At 35.4% G+C, this 20115-nt stretch carries 17 protein-coding genes; 6 read left to right on the top strand and 11 right to left on the bottom strand.

Going from position 1 to position 20115, the window contains the following annotated elements; translation table 11 throughout:
* Together F5ESL0261_RS00270 and F5ESL0261_RS00265 are read right to left on the bottom strand one after the other, a co-directional pair.
* Complete coding sequence (locus F5ESL0261_RS00270) at positions 1-1239, bottom strand: PTS sugar transporter subunit IIC (RefSeq protein ID WP_122051734.1); 1239 nt, start codon at positions 1237-1239, stop codon at positions 1-3.
* Between the two features lie 15 nt (positions 1240-1254).
* A complete protein-coding gene (locus F5ESL0261_RS00265) occupies positions 1255-1575 on the bottom strand; it encodes a PTS sugar transporter subunit IIB (RefSeq protein ID WP_045927300.1) in 321 nt (106 codons plus the stop codon).
* A gap of 202 nt (positions 1576-1777) precedes the next feature.
* Between F5ESL0261_RS00265 and F5ESL0261_RS00260 the strand changes: the two genes are divergently transcribed.
* A complete protein-coding gene (locus F5ESL0261_RS00260) occupies positions 1778-3673 on the top strand; it encodes a transcription antiterminator (protein ID WP_122051733.1) in 1896 nt (631 codons plus the stop codon).
* A gap of 104 nt (positions 3674-3777) precedes the next feature.
* Here F5ESL0261_RS00260 and F5ESL0261_RS00255 read toward each other — a convergent pair whose 3' ends face one another.
* Positions 3778-5757 (bottom strand): PTS glucose transporter subunit IIABC, encoded by a 1980-nt coding sequence (locus tag F5ESL0261_RS00255; protein ID WP_122051732.1) that lies wholly within the window; start codon positions 5755-5757, stop codon positions 3778-3780.
* 208 nt (positions 5758-5965) lie between these two features.
* Between F5ESL0261_RS00255 and treR the strand changes: the two genes are divergently transcribed.
* Both treR and treC read left to right on the top strand, forming a co-directional pair.
* Positions 5966-6697, top strand: coding sequence for a trehalose operon repressor (treR, locus tag F5ESL0261_RS00250; protein WP_122051731.1), 732 nt, complete (start codon positions 5966-5968; stop codon positions 6695-6697).
* Positions 6694-8346 (top strand): alpha,alpha-phosphotrehalase, encoded by a 1653-nt coding sequence (gene treC / locus F5ESL0261_RS00245; protein WP_122051730.1) that lies wholly within the window; start codon positions 6694-6696, stop codon positions 8344-8346. The genes treR and treC overlap by 4 nt, the downstream gene beginning before the upstream one ends.
* 54 nt (positions 8347-8400) lie before the next feature.
* Here the strand turns inward: treC and F5ESL0261_RS00240 are convergent, their stop codons facing one another.
* Positions 8401-9294, bottom strand: a complete 894-nt coding sequence (locus F5ESL0261_RS00240) for a LysR family transcriptional regulator (RefSeq protein ID WP_122051729.1) — start codon at positions 9292-9294, stop codon at positions 8401-8403.
* A gap of 120 nt (positions 9295-9414) precedes the next feature.
* Between F5ESL0261_RS00240 and F5ESL0261_RS00235 the strand changes: the two genes are divergently transcribed.
* Both F5ESL0261_RS00235 and F5ESL0261_RS00230 read left to right on the top strand, forming a co-directional pair.
* Entirely contained in the window at positions 9415-11220 is a 1806-nt protein-coding gene (locus F5ESL0261_RS00235) for an FAD-dependent oxidoreductase (protein WP_122051728.1), read from the top strand.
* A gap of 11 nt (positions 11221-11231) precedes the next feature.
* Positions 11232-13043 carry an FAD-binding protein gene (locus tag F5ESL0261_RS00230; RefSeq protein WP_122051727.1) on the top strand — a complete coding sequence of 604 codons (1812 nt, stop codon included), beginning with the start codon at positions 11232-11234 and terminating at the stop codon, positions 13041-13043.
* A gap of 315 nt (positions 13044-13358) precedes the next feature.
* Here the strand turns inward: F5ESL0261_RS00230 and F5ESL0261_RS10245 are convergent, their stop codons facing one another.
* From F5ESL0261_RS10245 to F5ESL0261_RS00220, 4 genes are all read right to left on the bottom strand, one after another.
* A complete protein-coding gene (locus F5ESL0261_RS10245; protein ID WP_255409662.1) occupies positions 13359-13490 on the bottom strand; it encodes a hypothetical protein in 132 nt (43 codons plus the stop codon).
* 34 nt (positions 13491-13524) lie between these two features.
* Positions 13525-13656 carry a hypothetical protein gene (locus tag F5ESL0261_RS10240; RefSeq protein WP_255409661.1) on the bottom strand — a complete coding sequence of 44 codons (132 nt, stop codon included), beginning with the start codon at positions 13654-13656 and terminating at the stop codon, positions 13525-13527.
* 139 nt (positions 13657-13795) lie between these two features.
* The gene (locus F5ESL0261_RS00225; protein ID WP_158595171.1) at positions 13796-14062 is read right to left on the bottom strand and encodes a DUF2087 domain-containing protein; all 267 of its coding nucleotides are present in this window, start codon (positions 14060-14062) and stop codon (positions 13796-13798) included.
* Entirely contained in the window at positions 14052-15650 is a 1599-nt protein-coding gene (locus F5ESL0261_RS00220; protein WP_122051725.1) for an ABC transporter ATP-binding protein, read from the bottom strand. The genes F5ESL0261_RS00225 and F5ESL0261_RS00220 overlap by 11 nt, the downstream gene beginning before the upstream one ends.
* A gap of 140 nt (positions 15651-15790) precedes the next feature.
* On the opposite strand from F5ESL0261_RS00220, the gene F5ESL0261_RS00215 reads away from it, so the two are divergent.
* On the top strand, positions 15791-16636 hold the full coding sequence (locus F5ESL0261_RS00215) for an Rgg/GadR/MutR family transcriptional regulator (protein ID WP_122051724.1): 846 nt from the start codon (positions 15791-15793) through the stop codon (positions 16634-16636).
* Here F5ESL0261_RS00215 and F5ESL0261_RS00210 read toward each other — a convergent pair.
* Genes F5ESL0261_RS00210 through F5ESL0261_RS00200 form a run of 3 tightly spaced genes read right to left on the bottom strand, consistent with a single transcriptional unit; the run spans position 16633 to position 19881 of the window.
* Positions 16633-17502, bottom strand: coding sequence for an ABC transporter ATP-binding protein (locus tag F5ESL0261_RS00210; protein ID WP_122051723.1), 870 nt, complete (start codon positions 17500-17502; stop codon positions 16633-16635). The two genes, F5ESL0261_RS00215 and F5ESL0261_RS00210, sit on opposite strands and share 4 nt — an antisense overlap.
* Position 17503: 1 nt before the next feature.
* Entirely contained in the window at positions 17504-18766 is a 1263-nt protein-coding gene (locus tag F5ESL0261_RS00205) for a tellurium resistance protein TerC (protein ID WP_122051722.1), read from the bottom strand.
* On the bottom strand, positions 18763-19881 hold the full coding sequence (locus tag F5ESL0261_RS00200; protein WP_122051721.1) for an ABC transporter permease: 1119 nt from the start codon (positions 19879-19881) through the stop codon (positions 18763-18765). The genes F5ESL0261_RS00205 and F5ESL0261_RS00200 overlap by 4 nt, the downstream gene beginning before the upstream one ends.
* Positions 19882-20115 lie beyond the last annotated feature (234 nt).

Here is a 20115-nt window from a genome sequence, read left to right as displayed (position 1 = left end):
CTAACTTTCTTGATGGCTTTCTTCCTCTACTAATTGGTGATCATAAACTTTAAAAAATGGATACCAGGTTGCTAAATAAACTATAAATAAAACAACATACCAAATTACAGCTCTTAGATCTTCTGTAATCATTACCGAAGAAAATGGAGCAGGAATTTGTCCAATTTGAATCATTTTTGAAGGAATATTTAACCAGTGCAATCTCATTACAATCCAAACAATTAATGGTCCAGTAATAGCATTAATCCATGTAGGTATCATTAATATTGGCGTCATAACAACAGGAGTCGAGAACATAATCGGTTCATTAATGTTAAAAATTGAGGGAATAATACAGATTCTGCCAATAGATTTTAAACGAGTTGACTTAGCAAACAGCATCAATACATTTAAGGCTAATGTAGCACCTAATCCCCCCATAGTGATTAAAGCACTAGTATACATTACTTCACTAGTAGATATATTTGTCGCTGGCTTTCCTGCAGCAACAGCGGCTATATTAGCAGTAATCCCAGCCATAAATATTGGTGTTGAAACAGCATTAAATGACCATGCAGAAATTCCCAAAGTATACAAGAATGTTGGTATTAAGCTTAATAATAAAAATCCTGGTAACGTTTGACCAAAGCTCTGCAAGGGACTGAATATTAAATTAATCAACTTAAAAGGATCAATATAATAAACAAAAACAATAACACTAAATAATATGACATTCATCAAAATTGGAATAATAGTATTGATCCACCCCACTACAAAGTCAGGTACACTTGAATTTTCTAATAAATGTAACTTACTCCACAAATGGAATATTAAAGCAACGATTAGACCCGTTAACATACCTACAAATAGGCCTGTTGCACCAAAGCGACTAAATTCAACACTAAAAATGCCCTTAGAGGTAATTTTAGGACTGATTGCAATTAAGAAGACAGTTATAGCTGTTAATCCAGCCGTTTGTAAATATTGTGGATGATTTAGTTTTTCCATCGCTTCACTGGCAATTAGATATGAAATTAATATACCTAACATACCAAAAGTAAAATTAGAAATATTACTTAAATCTGGTAAGGCAGGAATATAAGAACGAAAAACGTTATAAAGAAAAATCAAAGATCCCGCTAAGATAAAAGGAATAATTTTTTGCATTGAATCAGCAATGGTTGCAACCCAAGGCTTATTTACAAATTTTTTCATTGAAGGGGCAGCTTTGTTAGAAAGCCAGTCAATAATATTGTTCATAATTGATAATTTCTCCTATTTCTTAAACAACGTTTTCTGAATAAATTCAATTAAGCCTCGTCCATCAATCATTCCGTAAATTTTTTCAGGAATGACTTCTACTGGAACTTGGTACGGTTGGGCTTCTTTTCTAAAAGTTTCTAACTTTTGAGAATAATGCGGCCCAATCAGCAATCCATCAATAGAAGATAAAAATGATGAAACTTCTGTTTCACTTCGTGCTTCTATCTGATAATTTATACCTAATTTCTTAGCTGCTTTACGTGCACTAGTAGCTAAAAAGCCACTGGACATTCCCATACCACAGACCAATAAAATTCTTTTTGACTCGGACATGTAAATTTCTCCTCTATAAGTAATATGATTATCCAACAAGTTTTATTATCATAATACTTAAATATTTTTTCTTCTTATTTTTTTCCAGCAAAGAGGAAATTACTAATTTCCTAAGTCACAGAAAAAATAGAGTTGACATGATAATTTTTTAATATAAGAATATAAGTTATTGGAGTTTAAAATCAGTTAAGGGAGGTTAAACATGCAGGATAAGTTAAGCGATCTTATTAAAGTTCTTTTAGATTCAGAATCTGCGGTTACCAGTAAAGATTTGGCAAATGAATTACAGGTTTCAGATCGCACAATAAGAAACTATATTCAAGAAATCAATGGCTTAAATGATAATAATATTATTTCCGCCAATGGTTCCGGCTATTATATTTCTGATAGATTAGCTATTACAGAGCTGTTACGCGTTAGTTTGAAAGTTGGATCACATATACCACAAAATAATGAAGAAAGATTTACTTATATAGTTCAAAAATTACTGCGAAATAATTCTTTGGACACATTTAACCTGGCAAATGAACTTTACATTTCATACTCTACATTGAAAAGATCACTTAATTATATTAATAAAAGATTAGATCAGTGGAATGTTAAAATTATCTCTGCTCATGATCAACTATATTTGTCTGGAAAAGAAAGCAATAAAAGGAAACTGTTCAGCTACTTAATCTATCGAGAAAATACTGGAAATCTATTAAATAGCAACTATTTAGAAAAATATTTTGGTAAAGAAACCTCTTCTAAGTTACAATCAATGGTCGATAAAGTGATCAAAAAGTATGAATTACAAGTTAATGAGTTTTCATACAATAATTTGTTATTACACTTATTGGTTCTTATCTCAAGATTGTCTATGGGCAAAACTATTAATCATTCCGTTGCTACTGACAACGCTGAAATTGGGCCATATACTATTGAATTAGCAAAAGCAATTAAAAAGAGCTTCTCAACCGATCTGACCTCTCCAGAAATTAGAGAAATTGATATTTTATTTAAAACCCATACAAATTTGTATTCAAAAATTCAGAGTAAAAATATTTCCAATAAAACTTTAATGAAAAATATTAATATAATTACCAAAAAGGTAAAAAACATGTATTTAGTTGATCTTAGTTCTATTAAATTTGTTCAACCTTTTGCGATTTATTTATATAATCTACTTTATCGTTTAAGACATAATTTTGTTCACTATAATCCTATAAAAACAAATATCAGCAATAATTTCCCTTTAATTTATGACATTGCAACTTATGTTGCATTCTTAATTGATAAACTTTGGGAAGTCAAAGTTCCTGAAGATGAAATCAGTTTTATTGCTCTTCCTATTGGTGCAGAAATTGAACGTCAAAAGCATAATCCGGAAAAGTTAAGGACTGTACTCATAGTTCCCAGCTATTTGATGTTCAGAGAACAAATACATGATTTTTTTAGGCGTAATTTTACCAAGGATATTACAATTGTGAAGGAAACTGATAAGATTGATAATAAAGATGATTTTGAATCTTATGATCTCATTTTCTTTATCATGCTCCCAGACATTAAAAGTAACATAAACCCCAAGTGCGTCTTTCTTAGTCCATTTGATCTAAATAAACAAAAATTAAAAATTCAAACTGCTATTGATAAAGCTACCTTAAACAGAAAAAAAGAAATGTTTAAGTCTAAAGCTTTATCTTTTTTTTCAAAAGATTTGTTTTGGAATGTCAGCGAAAAAATGGCAAAAGAAGAATTAATCAAAAAAATATATCATAAAATGAAATTGTTGGGCATCGTCAATAAAACATTTTATGATGAAATCCTGCAAAGAGAATCAATGGGCCCTACGGCATTCAATAATGTAGCTATAATTCATCCCATGAATTATGATTCTTTTCAAACTAAGGTAGCAGTTGTTTTATCTAAAGGAGGAATAAAATGGGATAACAAAATTGTAAATATGGTTTTCATGATTTCAATCTCAAAACAGTACAAGGATGATTTTCGCAATATATATGAAAATTTAATAGATTTTCTTTCTAATAAGAATACGTTTGCCCAAGTTCTTAATGCCCAAAGTATTGATGAGTTTTACAAAGATCTATTATTATAAAATATAAAATCAATCAAAAAAGTGCTCCTGATAATTAGATTATATGTCTAACTATTTAGAAGCACTTTAACTATATAAATTTATTTACCTTTTAAAGTCTTTAATTATAAATCAGCTAAATTCTTCTTCTTGGGAGCATTCTTAGGACTATCAGCGTCATTCTCCTTATAGCCAAAGAAGTAAGTTAAAGCAAATGCTGCAATAATAGTAACAATAGAAGCAATCCAGAAGTTCAACAGGTTATTAGGATTGCCTTGTCCGGCTTTAGGAACAAAGGATGGAAAACCAATCAAGCTACCAGTAAAACCATACATATCAACTTTAAGCAGACCGTTGACCAGGCCACCAATGGCAGCACCGAGGCTGGAAGTCATAAATACACGACCATACTTTAAGTTAACACCGTACATTGCCGGTTCAGTAATACCAACAGCGGCGGAAATAGCTGCACTAAGGGAGAGGCCCTTTAGGTCAGGATTGTGCTTAGTCTTAAACCAAACTGCAAGAGCGCCAGCACCTTGTGCAATCATCGTTACTGAAACAATACCGTTTAAAATACTATGTCCCGTTGCAGCAATATCATTCGCAATAATTGGCACTACTGCCCAGTGCAGTCCGAAGATAACCAGTATCTGGTAAAGACCACCGATAATGAGACCAGAAAGTGCAGTGTTGACTGTTAGTAACCATTGCAATACTTTGGCAATTCCCGTAGAAATAAATGAAATTACAGGACCCACAATAATTAAGACCGTCATCCCTACTAAAAAGATTTCTACTAAAGGAGTAAAAATTTGTCTTAATGTGACTGGCATCCACTTTTTAATCCATGGTTCAATCTTAGCAGCCATCCAAGCCGCAAAAATCATTGGGAAAATCGAATAAGTATATTGCGGAATATGAATTGGAATACCAAAGAAGTTGGCATTAATACCTACACCAGCTAGAAAGTAACTGAATTTACCGCTGGCATAAATTTTTACTAAATCAGGGTAGATCAGAAAGCCACCGATAATAGAAACAACTACAGGATTAGAACCTAATCTTTGAGCAGCAGTAAAGCCGACAATTAAAGGCAGGAAGTAAAACGACGCATCTCCCATCGCATTGATAATAGTGTATGTTGGAGAAGCCGTAGACATGTGGCAAAAGTTAGTCAAGATGTTAAGAATACCTTTTAACATACCACTGGCGGCCAGCAAACCAATTACAGGCATCATAGAACCGGTAATTACGCCTATTAACTGGAAGAAACCATTTTTAATCTTGCCACCAAGAGATTGGTTAGCTGCTGGAGCTGGAGCAGCAGGTGCAGGCTCACCTTGTCCGGCATATTCAGGCCCGAGTAGCTTAATTAGTTCATCGTAAACATCTTCTACCGTTTGCCCAATAACTATTTGATATTGGTTATTAGCACGGGTAACATCTATTACACCTTTAATATTATTAACCTCGTCATCCTGCGGAATACTATCATCATTTAAGGTAAAGCGCAGACGGGTAAAGCAGTGCATAACGCTTTTAACATTATCAGCGCCACCAACCGCCTTAACAATTTCACGTGCCGTAGTTTGGTATTTATTTTCATTTTTGTTAGCTGCAGCTGGTGCTGCTTTAGCTTGTTTCAACGTGATAGTGGCTGCAATTTCACCAGCAGCTTTAGTGCCCAGAGCAAGATCGATACCAGCTAAAACATCAGCGGTATTAGTAATTGCCAAAATCACTGTATCATCTTTTTGGGCATCTTTAATCGCTTGCAGATCCATTGTCCCCAGTTGCTGGCCAGCTTTTACTTCAGAGCCGGCTGCCACTTGCAAATCAAACGGCTTGCCATCAAGTTCAACGGTATCTATACCTAGGTGAATCATCACTTCCACACCATCCGCAGTTTGCAAACCAAGTGCGTGCTTTGTTTCGGCAACCATTACCACCTTCCCAGTTACAGGCGAAACTATTTCTCCTGCGCTGGGTTTAACGGCAAATCCTTCACCTAGCTTCTTCTGAGAAAAAACCGGATCATTAACATCCTCCAGGTTAATGACCTCACCGGCAACAGGTGCCAGTATTTTAATCGTACTACTCATATTTTAGCCTCCAGAAAATTACAACATAAAAGGTCAGTCACATATACTGATAACGCTTTCCTTAAAATTATAGTTCTTGTATAGACAGGTGTCAATAAATTGCTTATTATGTTGTTGTAACAAAAATTTTTTTATTTTTTATTGGTCTAGACAGGTAAAAAATAAACGTAAGGTGGTATGATTAGTGTTAAAAGGTGGATAACTAATAATGAGAGCTAAATATTTACAAATAGCAGCGGATCTAACAAATAAAATAAAGCACAAACAATATGTTGTCGGTGATTTTTTACCGAGTGAGCCTGCTCTGTCAGAGCTTTATAATGTTTCACGTGAAACAATTAGAAAAGCTTTAAACGAACTCTTAGATGCTGGCATAATTCAAAAAATAAAAGGAAAGGGCTCAGTAGTTATTAATGCAGCAAGGATTGCCTTCCCTATTTCTGATATTGAATCTTTTGACGAACTGAACAAGCAAAAGCAAATGCATGCTGCAACGAAAATATTGGCCTTAGAAGATGCCCAGATGCCTTTTATAATCCGTAAACATTTATCCTTAACAGAAACTGCCGCAACATATGTAGCCCGTTTACGGTTAATTAATCAGGAGCCAATAGTAGTTGACGAAGATTATATTTTAAAAAAATATGTACCTGACATATCAGCTAGCCAGGCAAAAAGTTCTTTATACCACTATTTTGAACATGATTTAGGACTTGAAATCGATTATGCCACTAAAACTATTACTGTAGAACCGGCAAGTAAAAATGTAATGGCGCAGTTGCACCTTACCGATACTAACTTAGTGGTGGTTGTGCGTAGTTTAACTTATTTGAAAGATACATCTTTTTTTCAGTACACTATTTCGCAACACCGGCCCGACAAATTTAAATTTGTAGACTTTGCCCATAGAAAAGCACAAAATGGAGGACTTATATTATGAGTTTAGCTGACAAAGTAATTTATCAAATTTATCCTAAATCTTTTTACGACAGTGACGGTGATGGTATCGGAGATTTAAGGGGAATTATCGAGAAAATCCCCTACTTAAAAAAACTAAATATCGATATGATCTGGTTTAATCCCTTTTTTGTGTCTCCTCAAAACGATAATGGCTATGACATCGCAAATTATTACGAAATCGATCCATTATTTGGCACAATGGCCGATTTCGAAGAATTAGTCGCTAAGCTTGCGCAAAACCACATTGGTGTGATGCTCGACATGGTTTTAAATCATTGTTCCACCGATCACATTTGGTTTAAAAAGGCGTTAGCTGGAGACGAATATTATCAAAAATTTTTCTACATTAGAGAGCCTAAAGCAGATGGCAGTTTACCTAACAATTGGACATCTAAGTTTGGTGGGCCAGCCTGGGCCCCATTTGGCAAAACCGGCAAGTATTACCTTCATTTATATGACAAAACTCAAGCTGACCTCGACTGGCATAATCCTGCAGTTAGAAAAGAACTATTTAAGGTCGTTAATTTTTGGCGTGACAAAGGGGTCAAAGGCTTTCGTTTTGACGTGATTAATGTTATTGGCAAAGATGAAAAACTCACTGATGCGCCTAAAAACACTGCTAGCAAGTTAATGTATACAGACCAGCCGATAGTGCACCAATATCTAAAAGAATTAAATCAAAAAACTTTTGGTCAGGAGCCAGATGCGATTACTGTGGGAGAAATGTCCTCAACAACTGTTGCCAATTCCGTTGCTTACACTAGAAAAGATAATCACGAATTATCAATGGTTTTCACATTTCATCATCTAAAAGTTGATTATCAAAATGGTCAGAAATGGACCAAAATACCTTTTGACTTTTCCGCTTTAAAAAATGCTCTTAATAAATGGCAGATTGGAATGAGTCAAGGTGGTGGCTGGAATGCCCTGTTTTGGAATAATCACGACCAGCCATGGGCGCTGAGCCGTTTTGGTGATCCCATTCATTTTCGGGAAAAATCCGCTGAAATGCTGGCTACCGTAATGCACTTATTACGCGGCACCCCTTATATTTATCAGGGCGAAGAAATTGGCATGATCAATCCTAATTACCAAAAAATCACGGATTATGTCGATGTCGAAACACTCAATGCTTATGATGAACTTAAAAAGGAGGGCTTAAGTGACGCCAAAGCTCTGGCAATTATTCAGGCAAAGTCTCGCGATAATAGCAGAACGCCAATGCATTGGGATAACACCGTTAACGCAGGCTTTACTACTGGAACTCCGTGGCTAAAGCCAAAAGATCAAGAACAAATTAACGTTGTGGCTGAACTTGATCATGGTGAAATTTTCCCATATTATCAAAAACTGATTTACTTAAGAAAACATTATCCTATCATCCCTAAGGGAAGCTATGAACCCATTGACTTGAACCATCCACAAATTTTTGCTTATTGCAGACTTTACCAAGGACAAACCTTACTAGTAGTTAACAATTTTTATGGTCAAAAAGTGACGTACGGTTTACCTGCTTCTTATAAAGGGCAAAAAGCACAAACTCTAATTAGCAACTACGATAAAAATTTACAAGAGGTGCCTGAAACTTTAGCTTTACAACCATATGAATCACTGGCTTTATTAATATAGCTTAATGCAAAAAGAAAGACTGACCTGTCAGCCTTTCTTTTTATATTTTCTGTACTAGTTAAAATCAAAGTTAAATTCTTGAATAAACTTGATAAACTGGTAAACAATTCTTTTTTCATTATTTTTCTGCGTAATGGCTACTAAATCAACTTGTGGCTCCCAATCAAGAGGAACATAAACAGAATTTTCATTCAAATGAGGATAGAGGCAATACAGTCCGAAAGCAATGCCCTGCTCAGCTTTAATTAAAATATTAAGAGCAGATAGATCATTAACATATGTAATATGCATTTGATTATTTATATGCATTACTTTATTTTGTAAATTAATTAGATCCTCTGCTGCCCAATTGTTATCAAGAAAAAGCATTTTTTCATTTTGGAAATCCTCTAATTCAAGTTTATTCTTCTGACATAAAGGATTCTTTTCAGGAACAATTGCCTTAAATGTCTCAGTCTCAATATGATAACTTTTTATATTATTTAAATCTGCTGCATCCCGTCCCGTAGTGATAATAACATCTATTTCTCCCGATAAGACTTGTTGCTTCAATTCGTTGTGATTCAAACTAATAATTGAAAACTTAGCTTTGGGATACATTTGCTGAAAATTTTTAATCCAGATTGGAATGTACATATCATTAAAAGGTGTATATGAGTAGCCTATTATTATTTTATAATTATCAGCCAAGTCTTTCTTTTGAATATCTTGTACAGCTGAATAGTAGTTATTAATTAGAGGTCTGATTTTTTGGTAAAAAGCTTTGCCGTCTTGAGTAACATTTACATAACGTTTATTACGATTAAATAGTTTTACACCAATTTCATTTTCAATTGCCTTAATATCATGAGAAACCGTCGGTTGAGTCACATGAAGTGCTTTTGCTGTTCTAGTATAATTGCGAGTTTCAACTAAATTAATAAAAGCTTCTAATTTTTTTATATCCATTTTTTCTTATAAATAATTTCTATTATTAATAACTGATATTGATTTCACTTATAAGTATAAATAAAATATACTAATTCCGAAAGCGATAACAATAAAATTTAATATTTTAGAGGTAAAACTATGAGTCAATATAGCGCAGAAGAAAAAGGCTTTCACGGCATAATTAAAGCTGTGATTGACGTTGATGAAAATAAAAACAAAATTAAGCAGATTTGGGCTGAAAATGTTACGCCGAATACGGTAGGTGCAGCGGGAATTGCAACTTGGCTGGAAAAAGCCAATGAAGAAAATTCCGTTGAAGTTGACGCAATTTCAGGTGCTTCAATTTCAACCGGTGCTTTAAGAAAGGCTGCTATCAAGGCTGCTAATGAAGCAGGAATAAAGACAAAAGCCGATGTAGATGCTGTATCGGGTGCCTCGCAACCTGATTCTCACACAAAAGAAAACGGTATTCCTGAGATTGCAAATTATCCGTTACTTAAAGAAACAGTTACCGATTATGATGTAGACGAATATGACGGTGAATATGATTTAATTGTCGTAGGCTCCGGTGGTGCCGGTCTAGCCGCTGCTGCTACAGCCGCAGAAAATCACGCTTCTGTGATGGTAATTGAAAAGCAAGGCATCGCTGGTGGTACAACTAACTATTCCGGAGGTGTCATTCAAGCAGCGGGTACGGAATTACAAAAAGAATCTACTAAATATCAAAATGATTCTCCTGAAAATCATGAGCAGGAATATTTAAAAGCAGGTGAAGGTCGTGTTTACCAAGATTTAGTACATGATTTTACTCAAAATTCTCCAAAAAATATTGAGTGGCTGGCCAATATGGGTATTAAATGGACGAATGTCTACGGACACACTGAGATTCCTTATGCTAAAGATCATTTTGCGGATCGGATTCATGTTTATGAAAATGGCGGTGCCAGTGGCAACGGTATTATTTTAACCCAACATCTCCTCAAATATGCTTTAAAACAAGGAGCAGAAATTACTTATAATACTGCTGTAATAGGATTAATTACGGCTGGAGATGGCAGTGAGCGCAAGGTTATTGGTGTTGTTAGTGAAGGAAAAGACCATCAGCTTAAATATTTAAAAGCACGCCGTGGAGTTATTCTGGCAACAGCCTCGATTGACCAAAATGTAGCATTAGCTAAGGACTTGAGTCCTCAACATTATGAAGATGTTAAAGCTCATCATTGCTGGTCTGTCTTAACAGATCAAGGTGATGGCATTGTGATGGGCATGGCAATTGGTGCAGCCGTTACCGGCTTTGGCGGAACAATTGATTTTGATGCCAGAACCGGCAATGGTACTGATGACCGTGTTCCTACAATCCCTTCAATTTTTGTTAATGGCAATGGCTTAAGATTTGTTAACGAAGATGCAACTTATGCTTATGAATTCCGGGCAATTTTCAACCAGGAAAAGCAACTAGACAAACCAACTTATCAGATTTTTGGTGCAGATTCTATTAATGAAAAAACTAGTCCATGGAACCCAGAATCACTAGAGAGCGATGTCAAAAGCGGTTTGGTAGTTAAAGCCGATTCACTCGAAGAATTAGCAGACAAAATTAATGTTCCTAAAGCAAACCTTGTTAACAGCGTTAATACTTGGAATAAAAATGCCGCTAATGGCGCGGATCCAGAATACAATAGAACAAATGGTGTAAGACCATTTTCCGGACCTTACTACGCATACCGCAACACTCCAGGCAATTTAGGCGCTTTAGGTGGACTAAAGATTAATAAGAAATGCAACGTACTTGATGTTTATAATCAACCTATTACGGGCTTGTACGCAGCAGGACTAAATGCCGGCGGCTGGCTTGGCTCATACTATCCTGGTTCTGGTACAGCTATCGGTGGCATCGTTCATCAAGGCCGGCGTGCAGCAAAGTCAGTATTAGGGTTAGAATAAAGGATTTAAAAATGCTAACAACACAAATTAACAATTTCAAATGGCAGGCAGATTTTGATGTTATAGTTATTGGTTTTGGAGGAGCTGGTGCTACTGCTGCAAGGTTCGCTGCTGACAACAATTGCAAAGTGCTTTTAACAGATGTTGCACCCGTTGGCCACGAAGGTGGTAATACTCGTTATTGTGGACAAATGATTGCAGGTACTAAAAGCAAATCTTCTTATCAAAAATACTATTCCAAAATGACAGCACCCTTTGATCTTAATCAAAAAATCATAGATACTTTTGTTGATGGCGTAGCTGATATGCCTAATTACTTAAAAAAATACCTTCATGTTGAACCTTTCAGCTTTTTAGCACATCCAGACAGACCAGCAGTTCAATCGGTCAAAGGAGATTTCCCTGATTATCCTGACTATCCGGGAGCTTCCGACTATGACTTATACACTGTACATGATGGGCAGCAAATTGAAGACGGAGCTTTGTGGAAAGTACTCAGAAATGAGGTCATGAAACGCCTTGATCGTATTACCATTTGGTATGAATCTCCGGCTATTCACTTAATGCAAGACTCAACCGGCAAAGTCATAGGAGCAGTGATCAACAGACATGGACAAGAAGTATATGTCCACGCCAAAAAAGGTGTTGTTCTCACAGCCGGGGGTTTTGAAAACGATCCTAAACGAATTCAGGATTACTTAGGTGTTCCTAAAATGGTGCCAATGGGTACTCTATATAATAAGGGAGATTCTGTCAATTTAAGTATTGAAGTTGGTGCTGATCAATGGCATACCAGTGTTTACAATGGCGGTGGCTTATATCACGGTTTGACTTATGCAGTTGCAAATGGCCAGCGTGGCCTTTTAGCATACACTTGGCCGGAACTATACACAGGCAGCATTTTTGTTGTAGGTAATGATGGTACACGTTACTTTGCAGAAGACCAGCATTCTAAAGCCGGCTATCTGTTTATTCATGGCTTTGGCAGACACCCATATTTGACTACACAATCTTGGATTATTTTTGATCAAAAGCAAAAAGCCAAATTGGAAAAATTACAGGATGGTGCATTACAATCTGCTTTAAATAAAGCAATTACAGCCTCCTCTATTAGTGAACTTGCCGCAAAACTTAATTTTAATTCAACCATTTTTAACAACACAGTTAAGGACTTTAACGAACTTGCAAAATTAGGTAAGGATTATTCATTTAGCAGAAATGGCCAGACAATGACCCCACTTGATGATGGACAAATATACGCAATTAAGTTGCAGCCTGCAGCTTTAAACACTCAGGGAGGTCCACGCAGAAACGAAAAAGCTAAGGTTTTAAAGCCAGATGGCTCGGCAATTAAGGGCTTATATAGTGCTGGCGAAGCCGGTAGCATAACCACTAATCAATATCAAGCTGGTCAAGATGTTGCAGAGTTGTTGATATTCGGTAAAATTGCTGGAGAAAATGTCGCTCAAGAACCAGGAGAAAAAGTAGAAAATGTTGCCCCACTTGACCCTAAAATTCTAGCTAGTGACGAACAAACAGAAAACTACCAGCTTGGTGCGAATCAGTTTCTTGGTAAAAGTGATCAGGGCATGGGAAATGAGTTTGTGGTCAAAGTAACAATGGATAAAAATAACCAAAATATCCAAGATATCAATGTCATCAAACAAAGTGAAACTAAAGAAATTGGCCAAAAAATCATTAAACCTTTGCTTCACAACATTATTGGATCCAATTCAACCAATGTTGACGCGGTTTCTGGGGCTTCGCTGACCTCGAAAGCTGTTAAAAGCGCTGTAGATGACGCATTAGCAAAAATTAAATAATATAATTTCTTTATAAATTCTAAAAATTAAAATAACCACTTTTACTTCAATTAAAAGTAAAGTGGTTATTTTGATATTAGCTAGCAAGTAGAAGCACTTTACAACTACGGCCATTACCCTCTTTAAATGATTGTATGAAGTTTATTCATCTAGTAATTTAAATAGTCTGCTTCTAAGCTTACTTGTTTGGACTGACCATGAATAATGTCTTTGATATTTTTCTCTGCATAATCAAAGCGTGAATGATCGAAAAATTTATAGCCGTTTTTTTGAAAATTACCAGGGTGATATTTACCTGCCAAATCGTATATACCGTTAAATATAATTTTGCTTATTTTTCATTACACCATTGTCATATAGTGTATCTTTAATCCAGTCACTCATCGCTGCCCTACCAAATTTCCATAATTTCTTTAACTTCCTCTGGGTCTGGGTTAAGAACTCCATCTGATACGCTTTCAACATCTTTTTTAATTGGGTCTTAACCTTCTAGATGACTAGCCACAATAACTCCTCTTAGCTCAAAATACATAGCTTTATCAGACACATAAACGCCCTGAATAGTTTGTTTTTCACCGTTAATATCAAGTTTATATTCTTTGGACTGTAACATATTTAATAGATCGCCAGCTCTTTAATTTAAATAGATTGCAAAAGCATTAAGCACTCTTACTGACTAGTTTTCAGATGATTTAGCTACATTAATATCCCAAAATTTATCCTTCAATTGCTGACATACATTATTTGTTTTTTTAATTTTCTTCATTTAGCCAGTAAATTCGACCATCATCCGTTCTCTTTAAAAGATGATTTTCAATTAAATCTCGCCTTCTGGTAACATAATCAGCCACATAACGCATTAAAATTAAATTTACTTCCTGCTCAGAATATTTTTTTGCTGGTTCAAATTTAGTTGCCAAATATTGTAAAATCAACAGCCGGTTTTTAGCCTTACCAGGCCAAACTTTAACAACTCCATCATTATCAACATAGCGCATTAATACTTCTTTATTCTTCATTTTCTCCATTTAAATTAATTATCCGATCAAACAACGACTTTTCAGCGGCAGAAATTTTATGAGCCACTTCAATTACCGCTAAATTAGGCTTTTTTAATAACGTTTTATGAATTGCAAGTGACAGTTCTGGGTCAAGCGCGCTAGTAGCTTCATCAGCGAGCAATACTGGCCGTTCAGAGAGAAAAGCACGTGCAATTTCAATTCTTTGGATTTGTCCTCCGGATAAATTTGCCCCCTTTTCACCAACCTGATAATCCCAGCCTTTTTCATCCACGAGTTCAGTTAGTCCCGCCGATTCAACTGCTTTAGCCAAATTTGCTGGAGAAACTTTCCGCCCCAGTAAAATATTAAATTTGATTGTATCATCAAAGATAAACGGCTTTTGGTTAACGTAACTGAAATTATCGTGGGCTTTGGTCCAGTTGCCAGTGACATCTTCACCATCAATATAAACATGACCTTCACTAGGTTTAATTTTACCTAACATTAAATTTAACAACGTAGTCTTTCCCCAACCACTAGGTGCCATGAGCAAGATTTTTTCATTAGGTGCTACAGCAAGATTAAGATGAGTGAAAATTTCTCTGCCACCTTGACTGTATGTTGTATCTTCAACTTTCAAACCAGTAAATTTACCAGTTTTTGCATTTTTAGTACTGTCAGCTGAAAAAGACAGAGCCTGCTCTACTTTATCCCACATTGGTTTAGTAGACTTGATTGCATTCAATTGTTCAAAAATATTAACTATCGGGTTAATAAATTGATTGGATAGTTGCACTATCATAATTAAGGTACCAACACCGATCTGTCCTTGCAGCATTAAGATGGCACCTACTAGAAACGGTAAAATAAAGCTAAAAATATCTGCAAAAGCCATAATGACTTCTCCCGCTGCAGCTTGTGTGAAGTTTAAGTTCTTTAATGCTTCTTCCATTCTTTTGGCACTATTAACCACTTTACTAATAGTCGAACTTTGGGCATCGTATAAGCCGACAGTCTGCGCTCCGTTTAACCCGTCATTCACACTCTGAGTGTATGCGATGTTATTTGTCTCCCAAACTTTTGCTTTTGCTTGAATTGTTTTGGTAAAAGCCCTTTGCACTAGTCCAGGAATTAAAGTAGTTACCATAAAAATTAAAGTTAAAATCCAGGAATTGATTAAACCAACTACTACTGATAGCAAAAAAGATACTAATTCTGCAATGATCATTAATTCATTTGTAGTCTTAGACGTCTCAATCTGTTTAAGATCGTTCGTCATCAGACTTAAACCATCCTTTTGTGAGTCACTGCGTTGTTCAATCAAGTAGCTCATCGTTTTGTCTTTAAGATAAACATTGACATCCTGAATAATAGCGTACTTGATATAACGGTATACAAAATTAGACAACATAATAATTAAGATTGTTGCAGCACCAATGCCGGCAATTCTAATTAAATTGCCGCTGTCGCCTTGACGATATTGCGCTGCATTTAACATGATCTTAGTGACATATGCAATTACCACATTGCCAAATGCCATTACTATTGCTAAAAGTGTGTAGGCAACGAGTTTCCATTTAGGTGCAAATTTTAATGAAGATTGCATTTTTCTACTCCTTCTTTATTATTAAAACGGTTAAGATATTTTTTTGATTAAACATATTAAAGCATGAATTATTTTTCTCGCTTTTTTATTTCTCATATATGAGAAAAAAGTGCATAATATCTTAAAAAGGACGAAATAACATGCAGTCAGGGAATGAATTTAAACAATTGCGAAAAATGCAGCATATTACCCTTAAAGAAGCTGCCGCAGGCATTTGTTCCATTCAAATGCTTTCTCGCTGGGAAAATAATCAAGGACACATGGATTTTAACCGGGTGTTAAAACTGTGCGAAAGAATTAGTTTATCCGCAACTGAATATATTGCGCTTGCTAAACTCGACCCAAAGGATCATATTGCGCTTATTTTAGAAGAGTCTTGGAGTAACCACGACAGAGATTATTTGGAAAAACTGGCTCAAGCGGCATTAAATAAATATCAGTCAAGTCAAGATCCTTTTGACCTTGACTATGCAGCAATCGCCTGCAGTTTGTATTATAAAACTTCACAACACAACATCTTTCCTATAGCCCAGCAAAATGAATTAAACCACCAATTAAGTAAGATAACTGTTTGGGGTCATGAATTTCTCTCACTTTTTGCCAATGTTATCCCTATTATTAGTCCCAGAATCATTTACCAAATCTCTGTTCAGGTTATCAGTAATATTTCTTTTATTAAAAAAGCAGGAGAAGGTACATTTCATTTTGGTATAGCAGCTCTATTTGAAGCTGTAATTGGTTTAATTACAAATAGTCAGTTTAAATTTGCAGATAAACTGCTAACACGAATAAACCAGATTGACTTACCAGATAACGAAATGTTGTTAATTGTTGGGCGCAAATTTTTAAATGCAATTCTTACATTCCACAATACTGTCAATGATGAAGCAGCTGTCTCAATCATTCATTTTTTAACTAATATGGACATGCAAACTACGGCTGCTTATTTTCTGCAAATATTAAATCAGGTTAAAGCTTTAAACTAATCATAAAATTTATTAAATAAGTCTTCGATATCAATTCTTTCAACTGCGTATTGAATATCGGCTTGCACTAGGTTTACTAGCAGCTGAGTCAGCTTATCCTGCTCAATTTTTTCTAGAGGAACTAATATCAGGTTATTAGGCAAAGTTTCGTAATCATAATTGGCTAGCAACTTAGTCGTTTCAGGGGTAGACTGCATCTTTAAATACCGTTTATTTTGCTTTTTATTGTCTAGATCTTCAATAATGTGTCCCTTACCCATAAACAAGACCCTGTCAGCATACTGCTGCAAGTTAGACAAAAGGTGTGAAGCCATAATGATCAACTTGTTTTCATCCTTTAGTTTAAGAAGCATCTGTGAAATTAAAGCTACGTTCTGCGGATCAAGTCCATTCATTACTTCATCTAACAACATTACAGGAGAATCAGCTGCTACTACCATTGCAAAACAAAGTCGCTGTTTCATCCCCAAAGAATAAGTCTGCACCTTCTTATCCACGTAATTTCCCATTTGCAAGTCACTAATTATTTGCTCAACGGGCTTTTCAGAATTGTGCCAAAGATCAGCGTATAAATTAAGATGATCTCGTCCAGTCATAAAGGGAAACAGGTCGCTTTGTTCAGGAAACGAGCAGATTTCCTGGTGTAATTTAATCGTGTCTTTTTGTGTTTGATAACGTGTATTTTCATATTCAACAAACCCTTTTTGCGGCGTCAGATTATGCAAAATAACGTTGATCAAGGTCGACTTCCCCGTACCATTAGGCGCTACGAGACCAACGATCTCGCCCTGCTTAAATTCCAAGTTAACATCGTCTAAAACAACGTTCTTTCCAAATGCCAATGTGACATCTTTTATTTTTAACATTTTAATCACCTCGTCTAACTAAAGGGATGCTTTTAATTTGCGTGAACAAAAACAGTAAAATTTCAATGACAAGTGCCAGACAAATGAGTGGCCCTAAGCCAGCAGTAAAGCCCCATCCGGGTGCATCCATCAAATAAGCCAAGTTACCGGTAATACTGTCACCGATAGAAAAGTAAGTCATAGGCCATTTTTCCAAAAACGGGTAAACAAAACCCATACCCAATGAGAAGTAAAGCATCTTCGCACTGATAGCAAACAAACTGCTAAGCATGCCGGCAACATATTCGTTACGCAAAACGATTGATAGCAGAATTGTCAACCTGATAAAGATAAATGAAATAATGATTGCAAAAATGATAAACTGCAAATAATACATACCTAGTGTTTCAGTCCTAAAGGTTGCTTTGAAGTTTATTTTGCCTAAATAATCAACAGTATTTAGTCTTAATGATCCCAAACCATATCTAGGTGCTATACAAAGAAGAGCAATTATCCCGGCTACTACAAAGTCAAGCAAAACCCCTACTTCAACAACTCCAGTTTTCAACCATAAAATGGTACGTTTACTTAAAGGAATATTTTCCAAGACCGTATAATATTTCCTGTCATTAGTCACAATGTCTGCAGCAAAGAAACAAACTATCACTACCATGATTAAGACTGTCCAGCCAGAAAGTGAGTTTTGAATTACTTGTAAGGCTGTGCGTTCTTCCAAAATATTTTTATTCAGCTCTGTTTGCTTATCCTTTTTACCGGCTAAAAGTGCGTTATACAAGTGATACGTCCGTTGATAGCCAAAATGACCATCCTGCTTAAAATTATCATTTTGATTGTACGCAGCTGGATACAAAAAGTTTTGGTTACCTTCTACAAAGATTAACTCGTCAATATATTGATAACGAGCACTGGCGTTTTTAGCATAAGCATCCCAGTCTTTTTTCTTTATAGCAAGCAATATTTTTTTATCATAAGATAAGACCTGTGGGTAAGTACTGACTGCGTCCACTGCCCCTTTGCTAGGAATAGAATAATAACCTGGCTTCTTGGAATAAGCAATCTCTTGCATGGCCACTTTCAGAAAGGCTGTATCATCAATATATTCCTTTCTGATAGGCTTGGCATCGACCTGTTCAATTACCTGACGGTTAGGCACACTGACCAGACTAAAATATAAAGACATAATCACAGTAGCAATAAACAATCCAATATTTTTGGGATTAACCAAAAAAGCCTTCAACTGAAAGAGGAAATAACGCCATTTCATCGTGCAATACCTCCTTTATTAACCAGGTGTCTGAACCAGATGATCAAAATAAATGACCAAACTAATAGGATACAGCCGCTGGTGACAAGGTTTAGCCCTGCAAATCCTGTTTTACTTGCCACAGTGCCATTAAGCACATCATTAACATTTAAATATGCAGATGGCAGCCAAGCAATAAATTTAAGCATTTTAGCAGGCAAATACGTTAATACATATAGAGCAATACCAATAAAGGTAGTGAGATATACATTTTTAGTCAACTGGTTAAGAAGTAAAGTTAAACTGGTCACAAATACTACCAATATTGCGGCATAAAATAAAAAGAGCAAACAATCTAGCCAGACAGGGATTGCTATTATTTTATTAAAGTAAAAAACGTTAGGGTAATTTAAACTGCGAAAGCCATTTCGTAAGCCGGCAAAAAGATATGCACCAACTAGTCCAATAAGTAAAGGACCCAAGGCTAAAGCCAAATTGATCATGGTTTTGCCTTTAACCTCATCTTCTACACGATAAGGGATATTGCGTAAAACCGTATCATGATCCAACTTAACCATCCACACATCATTAGAAATAAGCAAAATATAAAAGAAAATAAAAATAGCCACAAAATTGAGAATATAGATTAAATAAGTTGCTGATGCCTTTGAATTCATAACTGCAGGTATATGATGACGATAAAGATATTTATAGGTAACTAATTTTTGATGCAATTGATACTTGGGTGGAACGTTCAATGTGCTGGCGCCCAGATAATTATTATGGTAGCCATCTAACATGGTTTGAAATAACGTGATCGATCCGTCTAAATAAGTTTGGGGATCACTTAAAACTTCCCCATTTTGCAAACTGAAAATACAACCTTCCTGGGCATTTAAATTGTCATAAGTCTCTTTATATTCTTGTTTGCGTAATAAACTGCTGTCAAAATAACTGATATTAACCTCAAGAGAATCATAGTATGAGCGCCACTGACGGTAGTTATCTCCCAAGTTTTGAGCTTCAACCACTAGTACAAAGAGAACCATGAATAAAACCAAAGTGCTCATTAACAGAATGTTTTTCTTTGATTTGCGTGCAATATTAAAATTTGCCTTGAAATAAGTTCCTTTCATGGAAATGCCTGCCCGATTTACTAAAAATGAAAAGTAATTAACAATGATTTTATCATATTTTATTTAGCTTTATTATAGCTAAAAACAATAACTGCATTACTTTGCAAATATATTTTCAATTGTATAGTTTGTTTATTTTTAAAATAAAGCTAATTTATTGTACGCTATTTATAATAACAAATTTATAAACACTATAATATTTGCAATGAACTCAGCACAATTGCATCAACGATA

The organism is Lactobacillus sp. ESL0261 (genome assembly GCF_003693025.1).
GTDB lineage: Bacteria > Bacillota > Bacilli > Lactobacillales > Lactobacillaceae > Lactobacillus > Lactobacillus kullabergensis.
The sequence above is the reverse complement of the archived record's forward strand: the minus strand, read 5'-3'. Positions and strand labels throughout refer to the sequence as shown.

What these genes read in the sequence shown, in the direction of transcription:
- F5ESL0261_RS00205 (WP_122051722.1), bottom strand. Translation starts at nt 18,766, where the DNA reads ATGAAATGGCGTTATTTCCTCTTTCAGTTGAAGGCTTTTTTGGTTAAT.
- F5ESL0261_RS00210 (WP_122051723.1), bottom strand. Translation starts at nt 17,502, where the DNA reads ATGTTAAAAATAAAAGATGTCACATTGGCATTTGGAAAGAACGTTGTT.
- F5ESL0261_RS00215 (WP_122051724.1), top strand. Translation starts at nt 15,791, where the DNA reads ATGCAGTCAGGGAATGAATTTAAACAATTGCGAAAAATGCAGCATATT.
- F5ESL0261_RS00265 (WP_045927300.1), bottom strand. Translation starts at nt 1,575, where the DNA reads ATGTCCGAGTCAAAAAGAATTTTATTGGTCTGTGGTATGGGAATGTCC.
- F5ESL0261_RS00200 (WP_122051721.1), bottom strand. Translation starts at nt 19,881, where the DNA reads ATGAAAGGAACTTATTTCAAGGCAAATTTTAATATTGCACGCAAATCA.
- treR (WP_122051731.1), top strand. Translation starts at nt 5,966, where the DNA reads ATGAGAGCTAAATATTTACAAATAGCAGCGGATCTAACAAATAAAATA.
- F5ESL0261_RS00255 (WP_122051732.1), bottom strand. Translation starts at nt 5,757, where the DNA reads ATGAGTAGTACGATTAAAATACTGGCACCTGTTGCCGGTGAGGTCATT.
- F5ESL0261_RS00220 (WP_122051725.1), bottom strand. Translation starts at nt 15,650, where the DNA reads ATGCAATCTTCATTAAAATTTGCACCTAAATGGAAACTCGTTGCCTAC.
- treC (WP_122051730.1), top strand. Translation starts at nt 6,694, where the DNA reads ATGAGTTTAGCTGACAAAGTAATTTATCAAATTTATCCTAAATCTTTT.
- F5ESL0261_RS10245 (WP_255409662.1), bottom strand. Translation starts at nt 13,490, where the DNA reads ATGGAGTTCTTAACCCAGACCCAGAGGAAGTTAAAGAAATTATGGAAA.
- F5ESL0261_RS00225 (WP_158595171.1), bottom strand. Translation starts at nt 14,062, where the DNA reads ATGAAGAATAAAGAAGTATTAATGCGCTATGTTGATAATGATGGAGTT.
- F5ESL0261_RS00240 (WP_122051729.1), bottom strand. Translation starts at nt 9,294, where the DNA reads ATGGATATAAAAAAATTAGAAGCTTTTATTAATTTAGTTGAAACTCGC.
- F5ESL0261_RS10240 (WP_255409661.1), bottom strand. Translation starts at nt 13,656, where the DNA reads ATGTTACAGTCCAAAGAATATAAACTTGATATTAACGGTGAAAAACAA.
- F5ESL0261_RS00270 (WP_122051734.1), bottom strand. Translation starts at nt 1,239, where the DNA reads ATGAACAATATTATTGACTGGCTTTCTAACAAAGCTGCCCCTTCAATG.
- F5ESL0261_RS00260 (WP_122051733.1), top strand. Translation starts at nt 1,778, where the DNA reads ATGCAGGATAAGTTAAGCGATCTTATTAAAGTTCTTTTAGATTCAGAA.
- F5ESL0261_RS00235 (WP_122051728.1), top strand. Translation starts at nt 9,415, where the DNA reads ATGAGTCAATATAGCGCAGAAGAAAAAGGCTTTCACGGCATAATTAAA.
- F5ESL0261_RS00230 (WP_122051727.1), top strand. Translation starts at nt 11,232, where the DNA reads ATGCTAACAACACAAATTAACAATTTCAAATGGCAGGCAGATTTTGAT.